The organism is Nocardioides marinquilinus, from assembly GCF_039543705.1.
Lineage (GTDB): Bacteria > Actinomycetota > Actinomycetes > Propionibacteriales > Nocardioidaceae > Nocardioides > Nocardioides marinquilinus.
Genome location: NZ_BAABKG010000007.1, coordinates 1 through 24,350 on the forward strand (window position 1 = coordinate 1; position 24,350 = coordinate 24,350).

The window sequence follows — 24,350 nt, forward strand, 5'->3', positions numbered from 1 at the left end:
AAAACGCCCGCCGAGCAGCCCTGGCAGGATGGCTGCACCAGTACAACCACCACCGGCCCCACTCAGCCCTCGCAGGCCAACCACCCATCAACCGGTTGAACAACCTGGCTGGGCATCACACCTAGCCGCGTCTAGCCCGAGCCGGACGCCCACGGCGGGTCGAAGCGCCGCACGTAGCAGCGCGCCCGCGGCCACGGGTCGTGGGCGAAGTCCGGCGGCGGCCGGTGGCGGTGCTCGCGACAGAACCGGGCGAGGTCGGGGTCGAGGACGACGACGTCGAGCGGCCCGTCGGCCTCCTGGTTGACCCGCACCACCTCGGACGCCGGGTGCCAGCCGCTGTGGTCGAGTGCCCACCCGTCCCGCGTCGCGACGACGTGGCTCACCTCCGCGGCACCGGGGCGGCGCAGCCCGATGAGACCGACGCCGCGGCCGGGGTGCAGCCGCCGGCAGGCCCAGGCGAGCACGTGGCACGCCCCGGCGGCGAAGAAGGCGCGGTCGGCGCGCGCCCAGGCCAGCCGCTGGTCGGCCCGCTCGGCGTCGGTGCGCCGGAACGCGGCGGCGGGCAGCAGGTCCACGGCGACCGTCGGGCGCTAGTGCGCGCCGCCGAGGTTGAGCACCACGACCCCGGCCACGATCAGGCCGATGCCGACCCCGGCCCGCCAGGTGAAGGGGTCGCCGAGCAGCGTCACTCCGACGGTCACGATCAGCAGGGTGCCGATGCCGCTCCACAGCGCGTAGGTCACGCCGATCGGCAGCTCCTGCACGATCCGGCTCAGCAGCAGGAACGCCGCCACGTAGGCGAGCAGGCACGCCACCGTCGGCCACAGGCGCGTGAAGCCCTCGGTGGAGCGCAGCAGCGAGGTGCCGATGACCTCGAGCACGATGGCCCCGAGCAGCAGCAGGTAGGCCACGGGGCCGAACCTACCGGCGCGCCGCGGCCGGCAGCGACCGGCGGGTGGCGGCGACACGCCGGGACCCTCGGGTGGCGGCCGGACGTCGGGCTGGGCCAGAGTGGGTGCCGCTCGCTCCCGTTGCACCCGCTCGTCCCGTGGCACCCCTCCGGCCGCGGTGACGCCCGTGAAGGAGGCAGCAGGTGGTCCCCTCGTGCGCGCTCTCCTCCTCGCCGGCGGCCTCGCACTGGCGTGCTCGATGCTCGGCACCCGCGTGGCCATCGGCTGGTTCACCCGCCACGGCTTCGGTCAGCCGATCCGCGAGGACGGTCCGACCACCCACCACGTCAAGCGCGGCGTCCCGACCATGGGCGGCGTCGTCGTGGTCGCCAGCGCCCTGCTCGCCTACCTGCTCGCCACGCTCATGGCCGGCGGCTGGCCGACGGCGAGCGCGTGGCTGCTCGCGCTGCTGATCGTCGGCTGCGGGGTGGTCGGCTTCCTCGACGACTACATCAAGGTCTACACCCAGAACAACGCCGGTCTGAACAGCCGCCAGAAGATGGCCGGGCAGACCCTCGTGGCGGTGGTCTTCGGCGTCCTGGCCACGCAGCTGTTCGCCGACGCGGACGGCGTCCGCCCGGCCTCGCAGTACATCTCGACCACGCACGACTGGGGTCCCAAGCTCCCCCTGGTCGTGGTGCTGGTGGTGATCTGGTTCATCGTCACCGCCACCTCGAACGGCGCCAACCTCGCCGACGGCGCCGACGGGCTGCTCGCCGGCACGGCGGCCGTCGTCTTCGGCGCCTACGCGGTGGTCGGCATCTGGCAGAACAACCAGCAGTGCGGCTCGGTGCGCGCCAACGTCGTGGAGTCGCAGTGCTACACCGTGCGCGACCCGCTCGACCTCGCGGTCTTCGCCACGGCGGTCGCCGCGGCCTGCGTCGGGTTCCTCTGGTACAACGCCAAGCCGGCGCGCATCATCATGGGCGACGTCGGCTCGCTGGCCATCGGCGGCGCGCTCGCCGGGCTCGCGATCATGACGCGCACCGAGCTGCTCATGGCGCTGATCGCCGGCCTGTTCGTGCTCGAGACCATGTCGGTGCTGCTGCAGATGAGCTACTTCAAGCTCACCCGCCGGCTCACCGGCACCGGACGCCGCATCTTCCGCATCGCGCCCATCCACCACCACTTCGAGCACCTCGGGTGGGACGAGGTCACCGTCGTCATCCGGTTCTGGATCATCGCCGGGCTGTGCGTCGCCGCGGGCCTCGGCGTCTTCTACGCCGACTGGCTGCTCTGAGAGAGGTCCGCGCAGGCGCGGGTGACCACCTCGACCCACCGGTCGGGGTGGGTGTGCCAGAGGTCGTGGGGCACGCCGGGCACCACCTCGTGGCTCCCCCGCGGCACCAGCGCCGCCAGCTGGGCGTGCGGCCACGCCGGACGGATGTCGTCGCCGGCGGTGACCACGTACACCGGCACCGGCGAGTCGGCGAGCGCCCGCCACAGCCCCGGCTCGTGGATCCACTCCGCGAACGAGGCCCGCAGCGAGCGCCACACGGTGTCGGAGAAGGGGATGTCGGGCCCGGGGTCGTCGTCCTTCGCCGCCTCGTAGGCCTCCGCCCACGACCGGTCGCGGTGCAGCCCGTGCATCGCCACCGACACGACGCCGCGGACGGCGTGGGGCGCGTCGAGGGCGTAGCGGACGGCGAGGTCGCCGCCCCAGGAGTGGCCGAGGACCACCCAGCGCTCCACGCCCGCCGCGGCGCGCACCGCCTCGAGGTCGGCCACCGCCCGCGCCATCGGGTGCGCCCCGCCCTCCGAGCGCCCGACCCCGCGCGGGTCGGGGAACCACGCCCGGACGCCGCGTGGCGCCAGCGCCTCGTCGGCCAGGTAGTGCACGCACCCCGGGCCGCCCGAGAGCACCACGACGTCCGGCCCCGAGCCGCACGCCGCGACGTGCAGCCGGACGCCGTCGTCCGCGACCACGCTCAGCTCGTCCACGCCGTGACGCTAGCGTCGGCCACCGCCGGGCCGCACGACCGGCATCCGAGCACCTCGCGGCCGCACCACAGAGGTCTCACAGCAACCGCACAGTGCGTCTCGCCAGCCTTCGGGACATGACCTCACCGCGTCCCTCCGCCGCTCGCCTCCGCCGCCGACTCGCCGGCCTGGCCTCCGTCACGCTCGTCGGTGTGCTCGCGCTCACCGGCTGCGGCAGAGTGAGCGACACCAGCGCCTCGTCCTCCTCGACCTCGGCGACCTCGTCGAGCACGGTCGCCGACGCGGCCACCGCCGTGGCCGACGAGAGCGGCGCCGACGCCACCAGCACCAGCACGACCGTCAGCGATGCCGCCGCGGCGGCCGAGGCCTTCCTGGCCACGTTGACCGACGAGCAGCGCGGGCAGGTGGTCTACGACTACGACGACGAGACCAGGACGACGTCGTGGTCGAACTTCCCCGTCACCTTCGTCGAGCGGGCGGGGCTGAACCTGGCCGATCTGACCGAGGAGCAGCAGGGCGCCGCGATGGAGGTGCTGGCCGCGCTGCTCGACGACGAGGGCTACGCCACCGTGGCCGCCATCATCGGTGGCGACCAGTACCTCGCCGACAACAGCAGCTCGACGGAGAGTTCGCTGGGCCAGTACTACATCGCACTCTTCGGTGAGCCCTCGACCACCGAGGCGTGGGAGGTGCAGTTCGGCGGCCACCACCTCGGCATCAACGCCACGCTCGACGGCTCGGCCGACGCGATCACCTTCGCTCCCACCCACCTCGGTGTGCAACCGGCCGTCTACACGAACGAGGACGGCGAGGAGGTGCAGCCCTTCGAGGGCATCTACACCGACGCCTTCGCCTTCTTCGACAGCCTGACCGCGGAGCAGCAGGCCACCCTGACCTCGGGCGAGGTGAGCATGTGCGCCCCCGGCGACACCTGCGGCTTCGCCACGGGCGAGGGCCTCAGCGGCGCCGACCTCACCGACGAGCAGGCCGAGCTGCTGCTCGAGCTGATCGCCAACTGGACCGGCCTGGCCGACGACGAGACCACCGAGGCGACCCGCGAGGAGATCGAGGCGACCCTGGACGAGACCGTCATCGCCTGGTCGGGCGAGACCACCTACGACATGTCGACCGGCGACGGCATCAGCTTCTCGATCTCCGGGCCCGACGTCTACGTGGCGTTCCAGGCCCAGCAGGGATCGGCCGGTGCGGACGTCGACGGCGTGACCACCTCGGGCTGGGGCCACGTGCACACCATCTACCGCGACCCGACGAACGACTACGCCGGCAGCGTGACCCAGCAGGCCGCCAGCGGCATGGGCGGCCCGGGCGGGGGCGAGATGCCCGGCGCGCCCGGTGACGTCAGCTAGGACGGCGGCCGGCCCGTGCCACGCCAGGCCGGTCCCGGGGTGCCCGGACGTCCCGGAGTGCCCGGACGGCGACTCAAGGGCCGCCGCGCCAGTGGTCGATGCGGTGGTGGTCGGGCAGGAACCCGTGGCGAACGCCCCACACGACGGCCTGGGTGCGGCTGTCGACCTCGATCTTGCGGTAGAGGTTGCGCACGTAGGACTTCACGGTGTTGGGCGCGAGGTAGGTCACCTCGCAGATGTCGGCGTTGTTCTTGCCCTGGGTGATCAGCGCCAGGATCTCGGCCTCGCGGTCGGTCAGGCCCTCCTGACGACCGGGCCAGTCCTGGCTGGTGGGGGTCCGCATGCGTGACGGCGGGTCGCTGAAGACGATCTCACCGGCGTGGACCGCCTCCAGGGCCGCGACGAGGTCGCGGGCCGGCAGCGCCTTGGACAGATAGCCGTGCGTGCCGAGCGCCCGCGCCGCCTCGACCAGCTCGGGGTGGAAGTTCCAGGTGTAGACCACGACCTTGCGGGCCCGCGGGTTCGCCAGGAGCACCTTGATCTGCTCCTGGTCGGACTCGGGCTGGGCGAAGGAGTCGTAGAGGGCGATGTCGACGTCGTCCTTGACCGGGCGGTCGGTGTCGAGCTCGGCCACCAGCACGCGGTCGCGGTAGGGGTCGAGCATCGTGGCGACACCCTTGACGACCACGTCGTAGTCGTCGACCAGGGCCACCCAGATCGCGTCCTCGTTGGGGGCCCGGGTCATTACCGGACGGTAACCCACCCAGGTGTGTGCAGCGCTAGCCCTAGGGGTGGTTCTGTCGGAGGCGAGCCCCACCCGGCTCCTCAGGCGCACCGCAGGACGCCGTGGCCACCAGGCCGCGTCTGCGCGCCTCGGAAAGGAATCGTCATGCTCGGACTGATCCTCACCATCGTCGTCGTCGGCGCCCTCGCCGGCTTCGTGGCACGGCTGCTCATCCCCGGCCGGCAGGACCTCTCGGTGGTCGCCACGATCGCGATCGGGATCGTCGGCTCGTTCGTCGGCGGCCTGCTGGGCTACCTGCTGCTCGGCGACGACGCCGACGCCGGCCTGCTGCAGCCCTCCGGCGTCCTCGGGTCGATCGTCGGAGCCGTCATCGTGCTGCTGATCTGGACCGCGACCCAGCGTCACCACAGCTCGCGACGCACGGCGTCCCGCATCTGACCCGCACCTGACCCACCCCGCTCCCCCACGGTCGACAGCCGCCGGCGACTCCCACCCCCGGCCCGGCGGCCGTCGCGGCGAGGGGCCGGCTCCGAGACCTCGGACCGCCCTCGGCGTCGCTCGCCCGAGCGAGCACCGGCCCGGCCGCCCGACGACACGCTCGTCGGGCGGTCGGGCCGGCCGGCGTGGCGGGAACGCGTCAGCGGGCCGGCGCGTCCCCGTCGGGCTCGTCGGTCGGCGGGCCGAACCAGGTGGAGGTCGACGTCGGGGTGAACCCGACACCCCGGTAGAGGGCCCCGGCGGCCTCGGAGCCGTAGGAGACCTTCACCCGCCGCACGCCACGCGCCGCGAGCCGGTCGATGCCCGCGGTCAGCATGGCGCGGCCCAGACCACGTCGCGCGAAGTCGTCCTCGACCCGCACCGGCTCGACCAGCCCGACGCCGGTGCGCTCGTCGTGCCAGAGCAGCGTGTAGCCGGCGACGCGCCCGTCGTCGGTCTTGACGGCGAGGTCGAGGGCCGGGTCGTAGAGCGAGAGGCCCGCCAGCCGTCGGGCGACGTCGTCCCCGTTGCGCGCGACCATCGGGTGGGGGACGTCGTCCCGCCCGACCCGGTCGACCAGGCGGAAGCCCGCGGGCGGCGGCACCACCGGCAGCCGGTCGGCGGCGTCGAGCCAGCCGGTGGAGTCCCGCGAGCCCGCCACCAGCCCGGCGTCGGTGGCCAGTGCCACCGCGGCGGTGTCGGCGTCGTCCACCGGGACCTCGAAGGTGCCGGGCGAGTGCTGCCGGGCCAGCTCGACGGCGCGGGCCCAGACGGCGGCGACGTCGACCCCGGCCCCGGGCACGACGACCGGGTCGACCTGCCAGGCCGACTCGCGCCAGGCGGTCAGCACGACCCCGGCCACGGGTCCGTCGTCGTCCAGCCAGAAGGGCCGTGCGACGCCGTCGGAGGCCATCGGCTTGCGCGACCACCACTGCACGTCGGCGGCCTCCCACACGCCCGCCGTCGGGTGGGCCAGGCGGACCCGCTGCAGCAGCCGGGTCGTCAGGTCGAGCGCCTCGCGGCCGGTCGCCGTGGTCTCGTGCATGCGCCCAGCCGACCACCGCCGGCCGGGGCCGCGCCAGCGCATATCCGGTTGAGCGGCCGGCGACGGCCCGCCTAGCGTCGGACGATGGCGTGCGAGCTCGTGGCGATCACCTTCGACGTCGACGACCCGGTGGGCGTCGCCCGGTTCTGGGCTGCGCTGCTCGGCCGCGAGGTGGTCGACGACGCGCTCGGGCTCCGCGTGCTGGGCACCGCGGCGCAGGTGGGGCTGGGGTTCGAGCGGGCCACGACCCCGCGCGGTGAGGCGCCCGAGCTGGTGCACCTGCACCTGACGAGCGACGGCGTCGGCCAGGACACGACCGTGGCGCGGGTGCTCGACCTCGGCGGTCGGCACCTCGACGTCGGCCAGCGACCCGAGGAGGGGCACGTCGTCCTCGCCGACCCGGCGGGCGACGCGCTGTGCGTGCTCGAGGAGGGCAACCGGTTCACCGCCGGCTGCGGGCCGCTCGGCGAGGTCGCCTGCGACGGGCTCCGCGAGGTCGGGGTGTTCTGGAGCGAGGCGCTCGGCTGGCCGCTGGTGTGGGACGACGACGGCGAGACCGCCGTCCAGTCACCGCACGGCGGGACGAAGATCGCCTGGGGCGGCCCGCCGGTCGCGCCGCGGGCCGGTCGCGGCCGCCAGCGCTTCACGCTGCTCGCCGTCGGCGACCACGGCGCCGAGGCCGACCGGCTCGTCTCGCTCGGCGCCACCCGGTCGGCGGACGGCGGGCTCGCCGACCCCGCCGGCGACGAGCTGGTCCTGCTCAGCCCGGTCTGACCACGTCGTCGCGCACCAGTACTCCTGGTCGGCCGCCGCCGGTCGGCACCTCGGTGAAGCCGAACCGCTCGCAGAGCAGCGGCGGCACCAGCTCGCGGTCATCGGGGTGCATGGCCGCCACCAGTCCGCGCGACTCGACTCGGTCGACCGCCTGCCTGAGCAGGTGCCGTGCGATCCCGACGTGGTGGGTCACCGGCTTCACGAACAGCCGGCCGACCACCCGCAGGTCACCGACGTCGCGTCCGACGAGGCCCGCGACCTCGCGGGCCCAGGCGTCGTCGTCCGGCCGGCGGACCTGCACGTGACCGACCACGTTGCGGGTCGGGGTGACGCTCACCGGCGCCTGGTCGAAGACCCAGGAGACGTCGGCCCCAGGCCGCCGCAGCCAGCTGAGCGCCGACGAGCCACCGACGACCCCGGTGCCGCCGGTCAGGTCGGTGAGCACGCGGACCAGGACGTCGAGGTCCTCCTCGCGCCGGTCACGGATCATCGGCCCAGTCCTACCCGTCCGCTGCGGCCGAGAGCGCGGTGCAGACGCAGGCGCGGTTGCCGTCGGCGTCGGCCAGCACCGTGAAGGACGGCGCCTGGGTGGCGTCGACGACGACGCCTCCGGCGGCCACCGCTGCCGCGATGCGGGACCCGGCCTGCTCGGGCGGCACCCACACGTCGAGGTGCCAGCGCTGCGGGACTGCGTCAGCACGCGGCTCGGACTCCTGGAACCACAGGATCGGCACGCGCCCGGTCGGGTCGCGGACGTCGTCACCCGGCGAGCCGGCGTCACTGCTCAGCAGCGCCGACCAGAACGGCGACAGCTCGCCCGCACGGGCCGTGTCGAGGGCCAGCTCGATTGTGAGCACCGAGGCCGGGTCGGGCCTGGCGCCCTGCCGGGCGGCAACCTCGCTGACGCGCCGGGCCAGCTCGACGTCCTGCGCCGTGACCCACGCGAGCACGCGCTCGTCCCCGTCGCCGCCGCGGTAGACGGCGTCGGGGGTGATGGCCCGCAGGTCGACCCACCCCTCCCCCAGGCTCACCGTCGGGTGGTGCCCCAATTCGTCGCCCACCTCGGCCACCGCCACCACGAGCCGGGCCGCGGCCGCGAACCCGTCGACGGCGAACCGGGCGTGCAGCCCCTGCCCGAGCTTGCGCCAGTCGGCCAGGCCGGCGCCGGCGATCTCGTCGTTCGTCAGCATGTCCATGTCGACGACGCTAGGCGGGGTCGCGGACGATCGACAGCCTCGTTCGAGCGTCGTCCCGACGAGGCGGTGCGAGGCCGGGTCGGGCCGGTGGGTCGGGCCGGTGGGCAGGCGGCCCGGAGGCGGGGTCGTGTGCCCCTGGACGGCGCATGGGCCGGTCTCAGGCACACGACCCCCACCCCGGCCCCGGCCAGCCCAACCCGCCCCGGCCGGGCGCAACCCCGCCAGGACCACGACGCCGACCAGGACTCAGACCCCGACGTACTCCGCCAGGTGCTGCCCGGTCAGCGTCGTCTTCTTCTTCATCCTCTTCGCGGCGACCAGGTCGGCCGGGGTGCCCTCGAAGACCACCTGGCCGCCGTCGTGGCCGGCGCCGGGGCCGAGATCGATGATCCAGTCGGCGTGGGCCATGACGGCCTGGTGGTGCTCGATGACGATGACCGAGCGGCCGTCGTCCACGAGCCGGTCGAGCAGCCCGAGCAGCTGGTCGACGTCGGCGAGGTGCAGGCCCGTCGTGGGCTCGTCGAGCACGTAGACCTCGGCCTTCTCGGCCATCTCGTTGGCCAGCTTCAGCCTTTGCCGCTCGCCGCCGGACAGCGTGGTGAGGGGTTGGCCGAGGGTCAGGTAGCCGAGGCCGACGTCGACCAGGCGGTCGAGCACCTTGTGGGCCGCGGGCACCTTGGCGTCGCCGTCGGCGAAGAACGTCTCGGCGTCGGCCACCGACATCTCCAGCACCTCGGCGATGTTGCGGCCGCCGAGGGTGTGCTCGAGCACCGAGGCCTGGAAGCGGCGTCCCTCGCACTCCTCGCACGGCGACTCCACGGTCGCCATCACGCCCAGCTCGGTGAAGATGACGCCGGCGCCGTTGCAGGTCGAGCAGGCGCCCTCGGAGTTGCTGCTGAACAGCGCCGGCTTCACGCCGTTGGCCTTCGCGAACGCCTTGCGGATGGGCTCGAGCAGGCCGGTGTAGGTGGCCGGGTTGCTGCGGCGCGAGCCCTTGATGGCGCCCTGGTCGACCACCACGACACCGTCGCGGCCGGCCACCGAGCCGTGCACCAGCGAGCTCTTGCCCGAGCCGGCGACGCCGGTGACCACGCACAGGACGCCGAGCGGGACGTCGACGTCGACGTCGCGCAGGTTGTGGGTCGAGGCGCCGCGCACCTCGAGGGTGCCGGTGGGCTCGCGCACGGCGTCCTTGAGCGCGGCGCGGTCGTCGAGGTGCTTGCCAGTGACGGTCGAGCTGCGACGCAGCCCGGCGACGGTGCCCTCGAAGCACACCTCGCCGCCGCCCGAGCCCGCACCCGGGCCGAGGTCGACGACGTGGTCGGCGATCGCGATCGTCTCGGGCTTGTGCTCGACCACGAGCACCGTGTTGCCCTTGTCGCGCAGCTGCAGCAGCAGCTGGTTCATGCGCTCGATGTCGTGCGGGTGGAGCCCGATCGTGGGCTCGTCGAAGACGTAGGTGACGTCGGTGAGCGAGGAGCCCAGGTGGCGGATCATCTTGGTGCGCTGCGCCTCGCCGCCCGACAGCGTGCCGGCCGGCCGGTCGAGCGAGAGGTAGCCGAGCCCGATCTCGCCGAAGGAGTCGAGCAGGTGCTGCAGGCCGCCGAGCAGCGGCTTGACCGACGGCTCCTTCAGCGCCCGCACCCACTCGGCGAGGTCGCTGATCTGCATGGTGCACAGGTCGGCGATGCTCTTGCCCTTCACCTTCGAGGCGAGCGCCTCCTTGGTGAGCCGGGTGCCGTCGCACTCGGGGCAGGTGTCGAAGGTGATGGCCCGCTCGACGAAGCGCCGCACGTGGGGCTGCATCGCCTCGACGTCCTTGCTCAGCATCGACTTCTGCACCTTGGGGATGACGCCCTCGAAGGTCAGGTTGATGCCCTCGACCTTGATCTTGGTCGGCTCGCTGTAGAGCATCGTGTCGAGCTGCTTCTTGGTGAACGTGGCGATGGGCTTGTCCATCGGCAGCCCCATGCCGGCGAACAGCCGGCCGTACCAGCCGTCCATCGAGTAGCCCGGCACCGTGAGCGCGCCCTCGTTGAGCGTCTTGGACTCGTCGTACAGGGCGGTGAGGTCGAAGTCGCTGACGTGCCCCATGCCCTCGCAGCGCGGGCACATGCCGCCGAGGTAGACGACGTCGCGCACCACGTTGCGCTCGGTGCGGCCGGCCTTCTCGGTGCTCATCACGCCGCTGGCCTTGCGGGTGGGCACGTTGAACGAGAACGCCGTCGGCGGGCCGACGTACGGCTTGCCGAGGCGGCTGAACAGGATGCGCAGCATCGCGTTGGCGTCGGTGGCGGTGCCGACCGTCGAGCGCGGGTTGGCGCCCATGCGCTCCTGGTCGACGATGATCGCGGTCGTCAGCCCCTCCAGCACGTCGACCTCGGGCCGGGCCAGGCTCGGCATGAAGCCCTGCACGAAGGCGCTGTAGGTCTCGTTGATCAGCCGCTGCGACTCCGCCGCGATGGTCGCGAAGACCAGCGAGCTCTTGCCGGAGCCCGAGACGCCGGTGAACACCGTCAGCCGGCGCTTCGGCAGCTCGACGCTGACGTCCTTGAGGTTGTTCTCGCGTGCCCCCTGCACGCGGATGAGGTCGTGGCTGTCGGCTGCTCTCGTGGTCACCGGGTGGGTCCTCCCCTGCTCGTCGGTCGTGGCTGCGGTGATGGACCCGCCGCGGGCCCACGACTCATCGGCGCACCTCGAAGAGCCTGATCGTGGTGCCCGCCGGGTCGCGCAGCGCGCAGTCGCGCACGCCCCACGGCTGGTCGGTCGGCTCGCTCACGACCTCGACGTCCCCCGCCTGCAGCCGCTCGAAGGCGGCGTCCACGTCGGGCGTGGCGAGGTTGAGGCTGGCGAAGGTGCCCTTGGCCATCATCTCGGCGACCACGCGTCGCTCCTCCTCGGTGATGCCGGGGTCGACGGCGGGCGGGTGCAGCACGAGGGCGACGTCGGGCTGGGACGGCGGCCCGACGGTCAGCCAGTGCTGACCGCCGTTCTCGACGTCGTTGCGCACCTCGAAGCCCAGGAGGTCGCGGTAGAAGGCCAGCGAGGCCTCGTGGTCGGTGTGCGGGAGGTAGGCCTGGTGGATGGTGATGTCCATGCCGCTCACGCTAGGTCCGTCCCGCCCGGTGCCGCTTCTCGATTCGTGATCGATCCGCCGGTGGGCCGGGCGTCCCTGACCGGTCGGGTCACCTTGCGGGCCTCGCACGGTGGCAGCTCGGCCCCGACGCCGTCGTCCCCCGCGTGCTGCGCCCGGTAGGCGCTCGGCGGCACGCCGACGAGCTCGCTGAAGCGGGTGCTGAAGGTGCCGAGCGAGGAGCAGCCCACGGCGAAGCAGACCTCGGTGACGCTGAGGTCGCCGCGCCGCAGCAGCGCCATCGCGCGCTCGATGCGCCGGGTCATCAGGTAGCTGTACGGCGACTCGCCGTAGGCGAGCCTGAACTGCCGGCTGAGGTGGCCGGCCGACATGCCGACGCCGCGGGCCAGGGCGGGGACGTCGAGCGGTCGGGCGTACTCGCGGTCGATGCGGTCGCGCACCCGGCGCAGCAGCACCAGGTCACGCAGGTGGGGGTCGGCCGGGGCCACCCGCCGATCCTGGCACGCCGGGGCGCCCGTGAATCACACTGAGTCGAGTCGATTTGTCTAGTATGCGTCGCCATGACCTCTCGGACCCTCCCCCGCCGCTCCGTGCTCTCGGGCCTGGCCGCCACCGCGGTCGCCGGCACCGCGGCCACCACGACCACCTCGTCGGCCGCCCAGGCCGTCCCCGCACCGTCGTCCCGGGCCCCGCGCGGCCGCAAGGGCCGCCCGAACATCCTGCTGGTCGTCGTCGACGACCTCGGCCGCGGCGAGGTCGGCGCCTACGGCCAGCAGGTGCTGCAGACGCCCGTGCTCGACCGGCTGGCCGCCGACGGCATCCGCTTCGACCAGGCCTACGCCACCCCCACGTGCGCCCCCACCCGCTGCTCGCTGTTCACCGGCCAGCACACCGGCCACGCCACCGTGAAGACCAACGCGGACGCCGGCCGCGGCCTGAGCCGCGACGACGTCACCATCCCCGAGGTGCTCGGCCGCGCCGGCTACCGCACCGGGCTGATCGGCAAGTGGGGCCTGGGCCCCGAGCGCGCCGGCCAGGCGAGCCACCCGACCGAGCAGGGCTTCGACCGGTTCTTCGGCTACATCAACCAGTCGCACTGCCACGACTACTGGCCCACCTACCTGTGGGACGACGAGACCACCGTCATCTACTCCGAGAACCACACCAGGAACGCCGTCTACGCCGGCACCCTGATCACCGAGCAGGCGCTGGCCTTCCTCGACGACGCCGCCCGCCGCGACCAGCCGTTCTTCCTCGACGTCTCCTACACCACGCCGCACGCGCCGAACGTGCACATCGACGAGGGCCCGTACGGCGACCAGGACTGGCCCGACGGCGAGAAGGCCCACGCCGCGCAGGTCACCTGGACCGACGCCCAGGTCGGTCTGCTGCTCGAGCGCCTCGAGCAGCGCGGCCTGGCCGACGACACCGTGGTGGTCTTCGTCAGCGACAACGGCCCGCACGAGGCCGGTGCGAACTACGACTACGTCAACGCCGCCGTGCCCCACGACGCCGACTTCTTCGACAGCAACGGCGGCCTGCGGGGCATCAAGCGCGACGTCTACGAGGGCGGCATCCGGGTGCCGATGATCGCGCGCGTGCCGGGCACGCCCGGCGGCCGCGTGGTCACCGAGCCGATCGCGGTCTGGGACCTGCTGCCGACCTTCGCCGAGCTCGGCCGGGCCCGCACGCCGCGTGGCCTCGACGGCATCTCCTTCGCCGCCGCCCTGCAGGGCCGGGCGCAGCGCGCCCACGACCACCTCTACTGGTCGTTCGACGAGGGCCGCTTCGACGAGGCGGTGCGCTTCGGCCGCTGGAAGGCCGTGCGGCTCGGCGGGCGGGCCGTCGAGCTGTACGACCTCGAGACCGACGAGGCCGAGACCACCGACGTGGCGGCCCAGCACCCCGACCTGGTGCGCCGGGCCGAGCAGCTGATGGCGCAGGCGGTGGCCTGACCTTGGGGGCCTGACCTCGGTGACCGGGCTCAGCGCCCGCCGGAGACGTCGACGAAGGCGCCGGTCGTGAACGACGCGGCCGGCGAGAGCAGCCACAGGATCGCGGCCGCCACCTCCTCGGCGGTGCCGGCCCGGCCCATCGGCTGGCCGGGGCCGAGCCGGGCGGCCCGGCCGGGCTCGCCGCCGTCGGCGTGCATGTCGGTGTCGATGATGCCGGGGCGCACGCCGTTGACGCGGACGCCGTGGGGTGCCACCTCGAGCGCCAGTCCGCGGGTGAGCGTCTCGAGGGCGGCCTTGCTGGCCGCGTAGTCGACGTACTCGTGCGGCGAGCCCAGCTGGGCGGCCTTCGACGAGACGTTGACGACCGCTCCCCCGCGGCCGCCGTGCGCGGCCGACATCCGGCGGACGGCGTGGCGGCAGGCCTCGGCGACGCCGAGGACGTTGGTGGCGAAGACGCGGCGCCACCGCTCGTGGTCGAGGTCCTCGAAGTCGGCCTGCTGCTCGAGGGTCGCGGCGTTGTTGACCAGCGCCACCAGCACGCCGAGCGCGTCGGCACGCTCGAAGACGCCGGCCACCTCGGCCGGGTCGGCGACGTCGCAGCGCACCGCCTCGGCCCGGCCGCCGGCGTCCACCACGTCGGCGACCACGCGCGCGGCGTCCTCGGCCCGGCTGCGGTAGGTCAGCAGCAGCACGTCGGACGGCGTCGCCGACGTCGCCCACAGCCGTGCCGTGGCCGCGCCGATGCCGCGCGACCCACCCGTCAGCACCGTGACCCGGTCGCTCGTCATGGCCCGATGATGCCGCGCTCGGACAGGGGTCGAGGTGCGAGGCCGGGCACGGCCTTCACGACGGTCGAGGTGCGAGGCCGGCCACGGCCGATCCTCGAGACCCCCGGCCCGCCGTCCTCAGCTGTCGCGCAGCGCGTCGATCAGCTCGTCGCGCCTCATCGACGAGCGGCCGCTGATGTCGAGCTCGGCGGCGCGCTTGCGCAGGTCCTCGACGGTCCAGTCGTCGTAGGAGCCGGACGCGCCGCCCTTGCGGCCGACGGCGCTGCGCGAGGTGTTGGCCGCGGCGTTGGCGATGCGGGCCGCCTTCTGCTTGCTGCCGCCCTCGGCGCGGATCTTCTCGTAGAGCTCGTCGTCGCCGACGCTGGCGCCGTGGTCCTTCTTCGCGGGCATCATGCCTCCTCCTGGCCGCCGGGCGGACGGGTGCCGCCGGGTCCAGCCTCCGGCCGCCCGGCGCATGTCGCCTCACCCCGCCGGTCGAGGCTCCCCGCCAGACTGTCGCCATGAGCGACCAGCCGCCCCCGACCACCGACAGCGGCGAGCGCGACACGCTCTGCGCCTTCCTCGGCTACCTGCGCACCTCGGTCCTCTCCACGCTGGACGGCGCCCCCGAGCCCGCCGTCCGCGAGCCCGGTGTCGCCTCGGGCACCAACGTGCTGGGCCTGGTGACCCACCTGACCGCCGTCGAGCGGTTCACCTTCCTCGGCGAGGCCCCGGACGACTGGCAGGTCACCTTCCACGCCGACGACGCGGCGAGCGTGGACGACGTCCGCGACGCCTACCGCGCCGCCGTGGCCGAGGCCGACGCCGTCATCGCGGCCACCGACCTCGACGACCCGATCCGCCGTCCGGGCAAGCGGCTGTCGATGCGGTGGGCACTGGTGCACATGATCGAGGAGACCGGCCGGCACGCCGGCCACGCCGACATCCTGCGCGAGCTCATCGACGGCGCCACCGGCCGCTGACAGCCCGAGCCGTCCGAGGGGCTCAGGCCGGGTGGCAGAACGAGTGGTGCTCGTGGGTCACCACCCACCGCCCCGCGCGCCGCTCCAGGCCGAGCGTGAGCCGGAGCCGCCGCGCCGGGTCCACGGCCAGCTCGTCGGGCGTGCCGCACCGCAGCAGCGCCCAGGCGAACGCGACGTCGTCCCCCGCGGTGACCTGCAGCTCGACGATCTCGAAGACCGCGCCGCTGCGCTGCCAGTCGAAGAACGGCGGCCAGGTCGCGCGGTAGGCCGCCAGGCCGCGGACGCCGTCGTGCGGGGGCGGCACGTCGAACATGACCAGGTCGTCGCCGTGGTCGGCGACCACGGTCTCGAGGTCACCGGTGTGCACCGCCTCGGCCCAGCGCCGCACCAGCTGCTCCACCTGCTGCTCGACCTGCTGCTCGTGAGTGCTCATGCGGGTACCGACCCGCCGAGGCGGGCGGATCCAACGCCGATCGGCGAGAGTGGCGCCCGTGACCCACGACGAGCAGCTGCTCGCCGGCGGCAACGTCGGCCGGGTCTGGCGGGTCGGCGACACGGTGCGTCGCGAGACCGGGCCGTGGACGCCGGCGGTCATGCGCCTGCTCGGCCACCTGGCGCCACGGCTGCCCGCGGTGCCGCGCCACCACGGCACCGACGAGCGCGGACGCGAGGTGCTCGACTTCCTGCCCGGCCTCGTCGTCGACGTCGACCGCGAGCAGCTGAGCAAGGCCCAGCTGGCGGCCGTCGTCGCCTGGACCCGGCGCCTGCACGAGACCACCCGCGGGCTCGACCTGCGCGGCCCCTGGCGCTTCCCGTCGGCACCCGGTGCCGACCTGATCGGCCACAACGACGTCGCGCCCTACAACCTCTGCTTCGTGACCGGTGCTCCCGACCGGCTCGCCGGCGTCTTCGACTGGGACCTCGCCGGCCCCACCACCGCGCGCCTCGAGCTCGGCTTCCTCGCGTGGAACTGCGTGCCGCTCTACCGCGTGCCGCCCGTCGACGACCCCGACGCGTGGACGGCGTCCCGGCTGCGGCTGGTCGCGACCGCCTACGGCGAACCCGGTCTCGAGGCCCGCGACGTGCTGGCGGGCGCCCTCGAGCGGCTGGCGTGGGTCGCGGTCGCCCTGGTGCGGGCCGCGGACGACGGCGACGCTGGCATGCGCCGTCTGCGCGCCACCGGCGAGCCGGAGCGCACCCTGCGGGCCCTTCGCGGCCTGCGGGATCGTGCCGGGGCCATCACCGCGCACCTGTGACCCGTGCCGCGACCCGGCCGGTTCGCCGGTCTGACATCGCACCGCAAGCCCACTGCAAGTCGAGCGCAAGCCGGTGCGCCCAGGCTGTGGTCACACCCCGAGAGAGAGCAGGACCGCCATGACCACCATCTCCGCCCGACTCGCCTCGCGCCGCACCCACCGCCGCGCCGCCGGCGCCCCGCTGGACCGCGAGGAGCGCCTCGTGCGACTCGCGTCCCGGCGTGACCGGTTGCGAGCGCAGACCCACCACGACGTCGCTCGGTTCGGCCAGCTGCGCTGAGGCCGGCCGTGCGCACGCACTCCCGCACCACCTGCAGGACCAGCACGACCCGCACCACTCTCACGATCAGCTCCACCTGCACGACCTGCACGATCAGGGCGGCCCGGCCGCCCGCACGACCAGCTCGCCCAGCCTGCGACAGGCGTCCTTGAGGGACTGAGGTCCCTCCACCACGTAGGGCGCCTCCAGGCGGGCGAGCTGTCGTGCGTACCAGTCGGGGTTCTCGGTGCTCGCCACCACGCGCGTGCGCGCCCCCTCGTCGATCGGCTCACGCCGTCCGAGGTGACGCGGCAGCCAGCAGGCCACCAGCCCGGGGGGCGCGTCGACCACGACCGAGACCTGCTCGCCCCAGCCCTCGGAGAGGTGCTCGTCGACGGCGTCGGCCACCTCGAGACCGGCCGGCGGCTCGAAGCGGTGCTCGGTGTCGGCGAGCGCCTCGACCCGGTCGAGCCGCAGCACCCGGGTCGCCTCGGCGGTGTGCGACCAGCCGAGCAGGTACCACCGGTCGTGGCGCAGCGCGACGCCCCAGGGGTCGACGTCCATCTCGCGCGCCGGCCGCTCGGGGTGGGTGCGGTAGGTCAGCCGCACCCGGACGCCGTCCTGCGCGGCCTGCGCCAGCCGGCTGGCGACCGCGGGGTCGGGACCGCCCGGCTCGTCGCGCGGCGAGCGCACCTGCCGCAGCGCCTCGACCGGGCCGACGACCGCCGCGGGCAGCACCCGCACGATCTTGTCGAGCGCGTCGTCGACCGCGCCGGTGCCGCCGACCGCGTGCCGACCGCGCACCGCCGCCATCACCAGGGCGAGGGCCTGCTCGGTGGAGAACATCAGCGGCGGCACCCGGAAGCCGCGCCCCACGCGGTAGCCGCCGTAGCGGCCCGAGGTCGACTCGACCGGGATGCCGGCCTCCCGCAGGATGCCGACGTAGCGACGCGCGGCCCGGGTGGAGACCCCGAGCCGCCGCGCCAGCGCCTCACCGGAGACGCCGGGCCGGTCGTGGATCAGCTCGAGGGCCATGAGCGCCCGCGAGGTGGGGCTGGTCTCCTCGGTCAGGTAGGGGTCGACGGCCACCGCGGCAGGCTAGCCGCGGCCGGGGCTCAGGTGCCCTGGCCGCGCCCGGTGACCTCCTGCAGCCGATCGATGTGCTCGCTCGCCTCGGCCTTGGTCAGGTCGGCCGAGATGGTCTCGCCGGCCTGGCGGGCCAGGGTGTCGAGGTAGCTGCGCTGCGCGCCGGTCATGGGCTCGTCGCCGGTGACCCACTGCTCGGGGTCCTTCTCGGCACTGCTGTCGTTCTCGGCGCCCAGCACGTCGCCGCTGGCGGTGGGCGGGGCCTCGGCCGCAGCCTCCGCGGCGGCGTCGACGGGGGCAGCGTGGGTAGCGGGGTCCGAATGTGTGTTCGATTCACTCATGGCTCGAACCTACGTCGCGCCACCGACAGTGCCACCCACCTCTGGGGTGGGGCCGCGGGTGACGGCCCCGGGCCGGGAGCCCCGCCGGCTGGTGACCGGCGTCCCTGGGGCCCGGGACGACGGGCTCCCTAGCGTCCGCGGCACCGCACCGCGACCACCCGACCCAGGAGCACCACCGTGAACCGCACCGCCCTCCTCCCGCTCGCCACGCTCGCGACCGCCGCCACCCTGGCGTCGGCGGCGCTCGCGCCGTCCGCCGCCGCGGTCACCGACGGCCCCGACGGCCCCGACGGCCCGGCCACCGCCGCGCCGGTCGTCGGGCACACGGTCGGTGGCGCACCCGACGCCGGCACGCAGCGGCGGACCGGCGCGGCTGCTCCGGTCGGCAGCCTGGTCTTCGTTCGCGACCACGACGTGTGGGTCGCCCGTGCCGACGGCTCCGGCGCCCGGCCGGTGACCACCGACGGCACCGTCCGCCGGGCCTACGGGTCGCCGTCCCAGGCCGACGACGGCACGATCGCCGCCCGGCACGGCCACGACATCGTGCGCCTCACGCCGAACGGCCGGGAGCTGAGCCGCTTCGACCCCGCCCCGCTGCTGAACTCGGTGAGCCACCCCGTCGACGGCGTCCCGATCGACGTCGCGATCTCGCCCGACGGCCGGCGGGTGGCCTACAGCTTCACCGGCTTCGAGTGCACCAACGGGTGCCTCGAGCGCTGGGCCACCGGCGTCTCGCGCTCCGACCGGCAGACCGACACCGACCAGCACGGCACCTCGTTCGGCAACGACCCGCAGTGGCTCGGCACCGACCGGCTGCTGCTCGGCGGCGGGGGCAGCAGCGACGTCCGGGTGCAGGACCTCGGCAGCGACGAGCGGCTCTGGTTCACCGACTGGGAGACCGGCTCGGGCGACACCTTCGACTTCGAGGACCTCGAGGACCCGGCCCTGTCGCACGACGGGCGCTACGTCGCCGCCGTCCGCGGCGTGGACGACGACACCACCATCTTCTGGTACACCACCGCCGGCGACCCGCGCACCGACGCCAACCCGGCCACGCCCGCGCGGCGCTGCACGACCGGCAAGCTCGACGGGCTCGCGTCCCCGGTCTTCTCGCGCGACGGGCGCCTGGCGCTGGTCTACGAGGACGAGATCTACATGACCACGAACCCCGCGGTCTGCGAGGCCCCGATCGACGTCGTGCTGAGCAACGCCGAGGAGCCGTCGTTCTCCGGCTGGACCTACCGCGCCGCCGTCCCGGCCAGCACCGCGCGGCCCGTCGTGCGCGGCACGGCCGTCGTCGGGAAGACCCTGACCGCCGCCAAGGGCACCTGGAGCGGCTCGCCGACGTCGTTCGCCTACCGCTGGCTGCGCGACGGCCGCCCCATCGCCGGCGCCACGCGGTCGACGTACCGCCTGGTGAAGGCGGACGGCGGCCGCAAGGTCTCGGTGACCGTCACCGCCGGCGGCGCCGGCGGCACCGCGCAGGCCACCTCGACCGCCGTCCGGGTCAGGGCTGCGCGCTGAGCTGCCGGGCGATGACCGCCTCGGCCTCGGCGATCGAGGTCGGGGTGTCGACGTGGAGGACGGCGTGCCAGCCCGCCGCGCGCGCCGCCTCCACGTTGGCCTCGACGTCGTCGAGGAAGACGATCTCCGACGGCTCGACGCCCAGGCGTCGGGCCGTCAGGTCGTAGACCCGCGGGTCGGGCTTGGCCAGCCCGACCTCGTGGCTGTAGACCAGCACGTCGGTCACGGCCTCGAAGCCGTGGTGCCGCTCGGCCTCACGCGCCCCCGGCCCGGAGTTGCTGAGGATGCCGGTCAGCCGGGCAGGGCGCTGGCCGGCGTACCACGCGAACAGCGGCCGGTCGAGCGTGCCGACGTACCAGCGCCAGAAGTCGGCCATCAGCTCGTCGGCCTGCTCCTCGCTCAACCCCAGCCCGTCGCGCCAGGCGGCGCGCACCTCCGCCTCCGACAGGCCACCGACTCCGGCGTCCGCCCGCAGCGGCACCTGCTCGAGCGCGTCCGCTGCGTGGCCGTGACGGCTCAGGAAGGGGCCCGGGAAGACGGCGTCGTCGATGATCTCGAGGACCCCGCCGATGTCGAGGACGACGGCACGGATCGACACGACCGACATCCTGCCGCGGGCCGCAGCCCGTGACACGCGGCACGCGAGTGTCGGTGTGGCGTTATCTCACATGTGAGTTACGGTCGGTGTCATGACCGTCGACTACAAGGGACGCATCGGCACCCTCATCCGCGACGCCCGCATGCACCGCGGGCTGACCCAGAGCCAGCTGGCCGACCAGCTCGGCACCAGTCAGTCCGCCGTCAACCGCATGGAGAAGGGTCACCAGAACCTCTCGCTCGAGATGCTCGCCCGCGTCGGCGAGGCCCTCGACTCCGAGATCGTCGAGCTCGGCCCCACCCACCTGCGCGTGCAGGGCCCCACCACGCTGACCGGCTCGATCGACGTGAAGACCTCGAAGAACGCCGGCGTCGCCCTGCTGTGCGCCACGCTGCTCAACCGCGGGCGCACCACGCTGCGCAAGGTCGCCCGCATCGAGGAGGTCAACCGGCTGCTCGAGGTGCTCACCAGCCTCGGCGTGAAGACCCGCTGGCTCAACGCCGACAACGACCTCGAGATCGTGCCCCCGCACCACCTCGACCTCAGCAACATCGACGAGGACGCCGCCCGCCGCACCCGCTCGGTGATCATGTTCCTCGGCCCGCTGCTGCACCGGGAGGAGACCTTCGAGCTGCCCTACGCCGGCGGCTGCAACCTCGGCACCCGCACCGTCGAGCCGCACATGACCGCGCTGCGTCCGTTCGGGCTCGAGGTCAAGGCCACCGACGGCAACTACCACGCCCAGGTCAACCGGGCCATCGAGCCGAACCGGCCGATCGTGCTCACCGAGCGTGGCGACACCGTCACCGAGAACGCGCTGATGGCCGCCGCGCTGCACGAGGGCACCACCGTCATCCGCAACGCCTCGTCGAACTACATGGTGCAGGACCTCTGCTTCTACCTGCAGAAGCTGGGCGTCGGCATCGAGGGCGTCGGCACCACCACCCTCACCGTCACCGGGGTGCGCGAGATCGACGTCGACGTCGACTACGCCCCCAGCGAGGACCCCATCGAGGCGATGTCGCTGCTGGCCGCCGCGATCGTCACCAAGTCGTCCATCACCATCCGCCGGGTGCCGATCGAGTTCCTCGAGATCGAGCTCGCGGTGCTGGAGGAGATGGGCTTCCTCTACGAGCGCTCCGAGGAGTACGTCGCCCGCAACGGCCACACGCGCCTGGTCGACATCGTCACCCACCCCTCGCAGCTGCACGCGCCGCTCGACAAGATCCACCCGATGCCGTTCCCGGGCCTCAACATCGACAACCTGCCGTTCTTCGCGGTCATCGCGGCCGTCGCCGACGGCCAGACCTTCCTGCACGACTGGGTCTACGAGAACCGCGCCATCTACCTCACCGAGCTCACCAAGCTCGGCGGCCACGTCAAGCTGCTCGACCCCCACCGCGTGATGATCGAGGGCCCGACGTCCTTCACCGGCACCGAGCTGGTCTGCCCCCCGGCGCTGCGCCCGGCCGTCGTCATCCTGCTGGCCATGCTCGCCTCCAAGGGCACCTCGGTGCTCCGCTCGACCTATGTCATCCACCGCGGCTACGAGGACCTCGCCGAGCGCCTCAACCTCCTCGGCGCCCAGATCGAGACGTTCCGCGACTTCTGAGCCTCGGCCCGGGGCGGCGGTGAGCTGCTTACCGTTTCGGGCTGCGATTCGGTCACTGACGCACCGCCGGGTCCGGGCTGGGTCGGGGCGGCGGTGAGCTGGTGACCGTTTCGGGCTGCGATTCGGTCACTGACGCACCGCTGGTGCGGGCTGGGTCGGGTCGGCGGTGAGCTGGTGACCGTTTCGGGCTGCGACTCGGTCACTGACGCACCGCCGGTCCGGGTCGGCTCGGGTCGGCGGTGAGCTAGTGACCGTTTCGCGGTGCGAATCGGTAAGTCACTCACCGCTCGCCTGGCTCAGGCCCGGGCGGCGGTGCGCTAGCCACCGTTCCCGCCCCCGAGACCGTGGCCAGCGCACCGCTCACCGACCCAGCCCCGGACGGCGGTGCGCCACCCACCGTTCCCGACCCCGAGACCGTGGCCAGCGCACCGCCCACCGACCCAGCCCCGGACGGCGGTGCACCAGCCACCGTTCCCGACCCCGAGACCGTGGCCAGCGCACCGCCCACCGACCCAGCCCCTGACGACCCAGCCCAGCCCAGCCCAGCCCGGCACGGCCCCGCTCAGCCGTACGCCGCCACCAGCTCGGCGCCGATCCGCGCCAGCTCGTCGCGGACGGCGTCCGGGCCGACCACCTCGACGAGGCCGCCCCAGCCGGCGAGGTGGCGGGCGACGTCGCGGGGGGTGGGGGCGGTGACGCGCACGCGCACCCGGCCGTCCGGCTCGGGGCCCGAGGTCGCGTCCTCGCAGTGCCGCCCCAGGACGTCGCGCAGCACCGGCAGCCAGCGAGGGGCGAGGAGCACCTCGGCGGCGGTGGCCGCACGGCGCCGCTCCATCGCGCCGACCGTCTCACGCCAGGCGGCGTCGAGGTCGAAGCCGGCGGGACGCTCGAAGGTCTCGCCGGTGGGCTCGGCGTCGACGACCCGGTCGACCCGGAAGGTGCGGCGTCCGCGGTCGGTGCCGGCGACGAGGTACCAGACGTCGTCCTTGTCGACCAGGCCCCACGGCTCGACGACCCGCCCGCTGACCGCCCCCCGCGCGTCGGCGTAGGACAGTCGCACCCGGCGCCGCGCGACCACCCCGGCCTGCAGCACCTCGAGGTGCGCCGATCGCCCACGGTCGTGCCGCCCCCACGGCGACGAGTCGACGGTGACCGCCGCGGCCGCGGCCTCGGCGTCCTCGCGGAACGTCGCCGGCAGCGCGCGCAGCAGCTTGCGCAGCGCCGTGCGCGAGGCGGCCGCACCACCGGCGGCCGGACCCAGGCTGAGGAACAGCGCCTGCGCCTCCGTCGCGGTCAGGCCGCTGAGGTCGGTGCGCGCTCCCCCGACCAGCTGCCACCCGCCGCCGCGCCCGGGCTGGGCGTAGACCGGGACGCCGGCCGCCGAGAGCGCCTCGAGGTCGCGCCGCGCCGTGGGCACCGAGACCTCCAGCTCGTCGGCGACCTCGCGCGCCGTCACCCGCCCGCGCTGCTGCAGGAGCAGGACGGTGGCCACGAGGCGGTCGGCGCGCACGTCGTCCATCGTCCTACCAAAGTGATCAGACGGTGATCACTTCACCCGGCAGAGTCGTCCACGTCCCATCAGGAGCAACCCCAGGAGGCAGCCGTGCTGCGCGGACTCACCACCATCACCTACCTCGCCGACGACGTCGCCGCGGCCCGCGACTGGTACGCCGAGGTGCTCGGCGTCGAGGCCTACTTCGAGCGAGCGGACGACGCCGGCCCGGCCTACGTCGAGTTCCGGGTCGGCGACCACCAGCACGAGCTGGGGGTCATGGCCCGCCGCTACGCACCCCACGGCCCCGAGGTCGCCGGCGCGATCGCCTACTGGGCCGTGGACGACGTCGAGGCCGCCCACGACCGCCTGCTCGTCCTCGGCGCGACGCCGCACCACCCGCCGACCCCGCGCGGCCCGGGCTTCACGACCGCCTCGGTGGTCGACCCGTTCGGCAACGTGCTCGGCGTCATGTTCAACCAGCACTACCTCGACACGGTCGGGTCGGCCCGATGAACGGGCCCACCACCGCCCCGACCGTCGTCGACGTCCCCGACGCCGACGCGTGGCGGGCCTGGCTCGCCGAGCGCGCCGACCGTGCCACGGAGGCCTGGCTCGTGCTGCCCCACACGAACAGCCCGCGCCCCGGGCCGACCTACGAGGACGCCGTGCGCCAGGCCGTCTGCTTCGGCTGGATCGACAGCACTCGACGCCGGCACGACGAGCACTCCTCGGTTCTGCGGTTCACCCCGCGCCGGCCGCGCAGCCGGTGGAGCGGGTCGAACCGGAGGCGGGTGGCCGAGCTGGAGTCGGCCGGCCTGATGACGGCCCGCGGGCGACACGAGGTCGACCGGGCGCGGGAACGGGGGACGTGGGAGGAGGGCTGAG

At 73.9% G+C, this 24,350-nt stretch carries 30 protein-coding genes; 13 read left to right on the top strand and 17 right to left on the bottom strand.

What is annotated here, in order from left to right; genetic code table 11:
• The coding region (locus tag ABEA04_RS21160) for an integrase core domain-containing protein (RefSeq protein ID WP_345464394.1) at positions 1–125 on the top strand (125 nt) is incomplete at its 5' end.
• Between the two features lie 6 nt (positions 126–131).
• Here ABEA04_RS21160 and ABEA04_RS21165 read toward each other — a convergent pair.
• Entirely contained in the window at positions 132–575 is a 444-nt protein-coding gene (locus ABEA04_RS21165; RefSeq protein ID WP_345463686.1) for a hypothetical protein, read from the bottom strand.
• Positions 576–590: 15 nt separating this feature from the next.
• Positions 591–911 (bottom strand): DMT family transporter, encoded by a 321-nt coding sequence (locus tag ABEA04_RS21170; RefSeq protein ID WP_345463689.1) that lies wholly within the window; start codon positions 909–911, stop codon positions 591–593.
• A gap of 193 nt (positions 912–1,104) precedes the next feature.
• Here ABEA04_RS21170 and mraY point away from each other — a divergent pair, with 193 nt between their 5' ends.
• Entirely contained in the window at positions 1,105–2,190 is a 1,086-nt protein-coding gene (mraY, locus tag ABEA04_RS21175) for a phospho-N-acetylmuramoyl-pentapeptide-transferase (RefSeq protein ID WP_345463692.1), read from the top strand.
• On the opposite strand, the gene ABEA04_RS21180 is transcribed toward mraY, so the two are convergent.
• Positions 2,169–2,891, bottom strand: coding sequence for an alpha/beta fold hydrolase (locus tag ABEA04_RS21180; protein ID WP_345463695.1), 723 nt, complete (start codon positions 2,889–2,891; stop codon positions 2,169–2,171). The genes mraY and ABEA04_RS21180 overlap by 22 nt on opposite strands.
• A gap of 116 nt (positions 2,892–3,007) precedes the next feature.
• On the opposite strand from ABEA04_RS21180, the gene ABEA04_RS21185 reads away from it, so the two are divergent.
• Entirely contained in the window at positions 3,008–4,258 is a 1,251-nt protein-coding gene (locus ABEA04_RS21185) for a DUF3500 domain-containing protein (RefSeq protein ID WP_345463697.1), read from the top strand.
• Between the two features lie 73 nt (positions 4,259–4,331).
• On the opposite strand, the gene ABEA04_RS21190 is transcribed toward ABEA04_RS21185, so the two are convergent.
• The gene (locus ABEA04_RS21190; protein ID WP_345463699.1) at positions 4,332–5,003 is read right to left on the bottom strand and encodes a LuxR C-terminal-related transcriptional regulator; all 672 of its coding nucleotides are present in this window, start codon (positions 5,001–5,003) and stop codon (positions 4,332–4,334) included.
• Between the two features lie 144 nt (positions 5,004–5,147).
• On the opposite strand from ABEA04_RS21190, the gene ABEA04_RS21195 reads away from it, so the two are divergent.
• Positions 5,148–5,441, top strand: a complete 294-nt coding sequence (locus tag ABEA04_RS21195; RefSeq protein WP_345463701.1) for a GlsB/YeaQ/YmgE family stress response membrane protein — start codon at positions 5,148–5,150, stop codon at positions 5,439–5,441.
• Between the two features lie 199 nt (positions 5,442–5,640).
• On the opposite strand, the gene ABEA04_RS21200 is transcribed toward ABEA04_RS21195, so the two are convergent.
• Positions 5,641–6,525, bottom strand: coding sequence for a GNAT family N-acetyltransferase (locus tag ABEA04_RS21200; RefSeq protein WP_345463703.1), 885 nt, complete (start codon positions 6,523–6,525; stop codon positions 5,641–5,643).
• An 84-nt stretch (positions 6,526–6,609) separates the two neighbouring features.
• Here ABEA04_RS21200 and ABEA04_RS21205 point away from each other — a divergent pair, with 84 nt between their 5' ends.
• Positions 6,610–7,299 carry a VOC family protein gene (locus ABEA04_RS21205; protein WP_345463706.1) on the top strand — a complete coding sequence of 230 codons (690 nt, stop codon included), beginning with the start codon at positions 6,610–6,612 and terminating at the stop codon, positions 7,297–7,299.
• On the opposite strand, the gene ABEA04_RS21210 is transcribed toward ABEA04_RS21205, so the two are convergent.
• The 5 genes from ABEA04_RS21210 to ABEA04_RS21230 all read right to left on the bottom strand — a co-directional run bounded on the left by ABEA04_RS21210 (position 7,286) and on the right by ABEA04_RS21230 (position 12,077).
• Entirely contained in the window at positions 7,286–7,789 is a 504-nt protein-coding gene (locus tag ABEA04_RS21210; protein ID WP_345463709.1) for a hypothetical protein, read from the bottom strand. The genes ABEA04_RS21205 and ABEA04_RS21210 overlap by 14 nt on opposite strands.
• Positions 7,790–7,799: 10 nt before the next feature.
• Positions 7,800–8,495 carry a VOC family protein gene (locus ABEA04_RS21215; RefSeq protein WP_345463712.1) on the bottom strand — a complete coding sequence of 232 codons (696 nt, stop codon included), beginning with the start codon at positions 8,493–8,495 and terminating at the stop codon, positions 7,800–7,802.
• A 246-nt stretch (positions 8,496–8,741) separates the two neighbouring features.
• On the bottom strand, positions 8,742–11,114 hold the full coding sequence (locus ABEA04_RS21220; protein ID WP_345463715.1) for an ATP-binding cassette domain-containing protein: 2,373 nt from the start codon (positions 11,112–11,114) through the stop codon (positions 8,742–8,744).
• Positions 11,115–11,178: 64 nt separating this feature from the next.
• Positions 11,179–11,592: a VOC family protein gene (locus ABEA04_RS21225; RefSeq protein ID WP_345463718.1), complete on the bottom strand. Its 414-nt coding sequence runs from the start codon at positions 11,590–11,592 to the stop codon at positions 11,179–11,181.
• Positions 11,593–11,597: 5 nt separating this feature from the next.
• Positions 11,598–12,077, bottom strand: coding sequence for a helix-turn-helix transcriptional regulator (locus tag ABEA04_RS21230; RefSeq protein ID WP_345463721.1), 480 nt, complete (start codon positions 12,075–12,077; stop codon positions 11,598–11,600).
• A gap of 72 nt (positions 12,078–12,149) precedes the next feature.
• Between ABEA04_RS21230 and ABEA04_RS21235 the strand changes: the two genes are divergently transcribed.
• Complete coding sequence (locus ABEA04_RS21235; RefSeq protein ID WP_345463724.1) at positions 12,150–13,544, top strand: arylsulfatase; 1,395 nt, start codon at positions 12,150–12,152, stop codon at positions 13,542–13,544.
• A 29-nt stretch (positions 13,545–13,573) separates the two neighbouring features.
• Here the strand turns inward: ABEA04_RS21235 and ABEA04_RS21240 are convergent, their stop codons facing one another.
• Positions 13,574–14,332: an SDR family oxidoreductase gene (locus ABEA04_RS21240; RefSeq protein ID WP_345463727.1), complete on the bottom strand. Its 759-nt coding sequence runs from the start codon at positions 14,330–14,332 to the stop codon at positions 13,574–13,576.
• Positions 14,333–14,449: 117 nt separating this feature from the next.
• On the bottom strand, positions 14,450–14,725 hold the full coding sequence (locus ABEA04_RS21245) for a DUF7218 family protein (RefSeq protein ID WP_345463730.1): 276 nt from the start codon (positions 14,723–14,725) through the stop codon (positions 14,450–14,452).
• 107 nt (positions 14,726–14,832) lie between these two features.
• Between ABEA04_RS21245 and ABEA04_RS21250 the strand changes: the two genes are divergently transcribed.
• Positions 14,833–15,294, top strand: a complete 462-nt coding sequence (locus ABEA04_RS21250; protein WP_345463733.1) for a DinB family protein — start codon at positions 14,833–14,835, stop codon at positions 15,292–15,294.
• Positions 15,295–15,316: 22 nt separating this feature from the next.
• Here ABEA04_RS21250 and ABEA04_RS21255 read toward each other — a convergent pair whose 3' ends face one another.
• Positions 15,317–15,727, bottom strand: coding sequence for a YybH family protein (locus ABEA04_RS21255; RefSeq protein ID WP_345463736.1), 411 nt, complete (start codon positions 15,725–15,727; stop codon positions 15,317–15,319).
• Positions 15,728–15,785: 58 nt separating this feature from the next.
• Between ABEA04_RS21255 and ABEA04_RS21260 the strand changes: the two genes are divergently transcribed.
• Together ABEA04_RS21260 and ABEA04_RS21265 are read left to right on the top strand one after the other, a co-directional pair.
• Complete coding sequence (locus ABEA04_RS21260) at positions 15,786–16,550, top strand: phosphotransferase (protein WP_345463739.1); 765 nt, start codon at positions 15,786–15,788, stop codon at positions 16,548–16,550.
• Between the two features lie 118 nt (positions 16,551–16,668).
• Positions 16,669–16,830, top strand: coding sequence for a hypothetical protein (locus tag ABEA04_RS21265; protein WP_345463742.1), 162 nt, complete (start codon positions 16,669–16,671; stop codon positions 16,828–16,830).
• A gap of 93 nt (positions 16,831–16,923) precedes the next feature.
• Here the strand turns inward: ABEA04_RS21265 and ABEA04_RS21270 are convergent, their stop codons facing one another.
• Both ABEA04_RS21270 and ABEA04_RS21275 read right to left on the bottom strand, forming a co-directional pair.
• On the bottom strand, positions 16,924–17,898 hold the full coding sequence (locus ABEA04_RS21270) for a helix-turn-helix transcriptional regulator (RefSeq protein WP_345463745.1): 975 nt from the start codon (positions 17,896–17,898) through the stop codon (positions 16,924–16,926).
• Positions 17,899–17,924: 26 nt separating this feature from the next.
• Entirely contained in the window at positions 17,925–18,236 is a 312-nt protein-coding gene (locus ABEA04_RS21275) for a DUF3072 domain-containing protein (protein WP_345463747.1), read from the bottom strand.
• 177 nt (positions 18,237–18,413) lie between these two features.
• Between ABEA04_RS21275 and ABEA04_RS21280 the strand changes: the two genes are divergently transcribed.
• Positions 18,414–19,760 (top strand): TolB-like translocation protein, encoded by a 1,347-nt coding sequence (locus ABEA04_RS21280; RefSeq protein WP_345463749.1) that lies wholly within the window; start codon positions 18,414–18,416, stop codon positions 19,758–19,760.
• Here ABEA04_RS21280 and ABEA04_RS21285 read toward each other — a convergent pair.
• Entirely contained in the window at positions 19,744–20,358 is a 615-nt protein-coding gene (locus ABEA04_RS21285) for an HAD-IA family hydrolase (RefSeq protein ID WP_345463752.1), read from the bottom strand. The two genes, ABEA04_RS21280 and ABEA04_RS21285, sit on opposite strands and share 17 nt — an antisense overlap.
• Before the next feature lie 91 nt (positions 20,359–20,449).
• Between ABEA04_RS21285 and ABEA04_RS21290 the strand changes: the two genes are divergently transcribed.
• Complete coding sequence (locus tag ABEA04_RS21290) at positions 20,450–21,970, top strand: helix-turn-helix domain-containing protein (protein WP_345463755.1); 1,521 nt, start codon at positions 20,450–20,452, stop codon at positions 21,968–21,970.
• Positions 21,971–22,532: 562 nt separating this feature from the next.
• Here the strand turns inward: ABEA04_RS21290 and ABEA04_RS21295 are convergent.
• Positions 22,533–23,489, bottom strand: coding sequence for a helix-turn-helix transcriptional regulator (locus ABEA04_RS21295; protein ID WP_345463758.1), 957 nt, complete (start codon positions 23,487–23,489; stop codon positions 22,533–22,535).
• An 84-nt stretch (positions 23,490–23,573) separates the two neighbouring features.
• Here ABEA04_RS21295 and ABEA04_RS21300 point away from each other — a divergent pair, with 84 nt between their 5' ends.
• Together ABEA04_RS21300 and ABEA04_RS21305 are read left to right on the top strand one after the other, a co-directional pair.
• On the top strand, positions 23,574–23,978 hold the full coding sequence (locus ABEA04_RS21300; protein WP_345463761.1) for a VOC family protein: 405 nt from the start codon (positions 23,574–23,576) through the stop codon (positions 23,976–23,978).
• Positions 23,975–24,349, top strand: coding sequence for a YdeI/OmpD-associated family protein (locus ABEA04_RS21305; protein WP_345463764.1), 375 nt, complete (start codon positions 23,975–23,977; stop codon positions 24,347–24,349). The genes ABEA04_RS21300 and ABEA04_RS21305 overlap by 4 nt, the downstream gene beginning before the upstream one ends.
• Position 24,350 lies beyond the last annotated feature (1 nt).

Excerpts from the sequence above, each read along its gene's own strand:
- ABEA04_RS21185 (WP_345463697.1), top strand. The coding sequence starts at position 3,008 with ATGACCTCACCGCGTCCCTCCGCCGCTCGCCTCCGCCGCCGACTCGCC.
- ABEA04_RS21190 (WP_345463699.1), bottom strand. The coding sequence starts at position 5,003 with ATGACCCGGGCCCCCAACGAGGACGCGATCTGGGTGGCCCTGGTCGAC.
- ABEA04_RS21195 (WP_345463701.1), top strand. The coding sequence starts at position 5,148 with ATGCTCGGACTGATCCTCACCATCGTCGTCGTCGGCGCCCTCGCCGGC.
- ABEA04_RS21200 (WP_345463703.1), bottom strand. The coding sequence starts at position 6,525 with ATGCACGAGACCACGGCGACCGGCCGCGAGGCGCTCGACCTGACGACC.
- ABEA04_RS21205 (WP_345463706.1), top strand. The coding sequence starts at position 6,610 with ATGGCGTGCGAGCTCGTGGCGATCACCTTCGACGTCGACGACCCGGTG.
- ABEA04_RS21210 (WP_345463709.1), bottom strand. The coding sequence starts at position 7,789 with ATGATCCGTGACCGGCGCGAGGAGGACCTCGACGTCCTGGTCCGCGTG.
- ABEA04_RS21215 (WP_345463712.1), bottom strand. The coding sequence starts at position 8,495 with ATGGACATGCTGACGAACGACGAGATCGCCGGCGCCGGCCTGGCCGAC.
- ABEA04_RS21225 (WP_345463718.1), bottom strand. The coding sequence starts at position 11,592 with ATGGACATCACCATCCACCAGGCCTACCTCCCGCACACCGACCACGAG.
- ABEA04_RS21235 (WP_345463724.1), top strand. The coding sequence starts at position 12,150 with ATGACCTCTCGGACCCTCCCCCGCCGCTCCGTGCTCTCGGGCCTGGCC.
- ABEA04_RS21240 (WP_345463727.1), bottom strand. The coding sequence starts at position 14,332 with ATGACGAGCGACCGGGTCACGGTGCTGACGGGTGGGTCGCGCGGCATC.
- ABEA04_RS21245 (WP_345463730.1), bottom strand. The coding sequence starts at position 14,725 with ATGATGCCCGCGAAGAAGGACCACGGCGCCAGCGTCGGCGACGACGAG.
- ABEA04_RS21250 (WP_345463733.1), top strand. The coding sequence starts at position 14,833 with ATGAGCGACCAGCCGCCCCCGACCACCGACAGCGGCGAGCGCGACACG.
- ABEA04_RS21255 (WP_345463736.1), bottom strand. The coding sequence starts at position 15,727 with ATGAGCACTCACGAGCAGCAGGTCGAGCAGCAGGTGGAGCAGCTGGTG.
- ABEA04_RS21265 (WP_345463742.1), top strand. The coding sequence starts at position 16,669 with ATGACCACCATCTCCGCCCGACTCGCCTCGCGCCGCACCCACCGCCGC.
- ABEA04_RS21275 (WP_345463747.1), bottom strand. The coding sequence starts at position 18,236 with ATGAGTGAATCGAACACACATTCGGACCCCGCTACCCACGCTGCCCCC.
- ABEA04_RS21290 (WP_345463755.1), top strand. The coding sequence starts at position 20,450 with ATGACCGTCGACTACAAGGGACGCATCGGCACCCTCATCCGCGACGCC.
- ABEA04_RS21295 (WP_345463758.1), bottom strand. The coding sequence starts at position 23,489 with ATGGACGACGTGCGCGCCGACCGCCTCGTGGCCACCGTCCTGCTCCTG.
- ABEA04_RS21305 (WP_345463764.1), top strand. The coding sequence starts at position 23,975 with ATGAACGGGCCCACCACCGCCCCGACCGTCGTCGACGTCCCCGACGCC.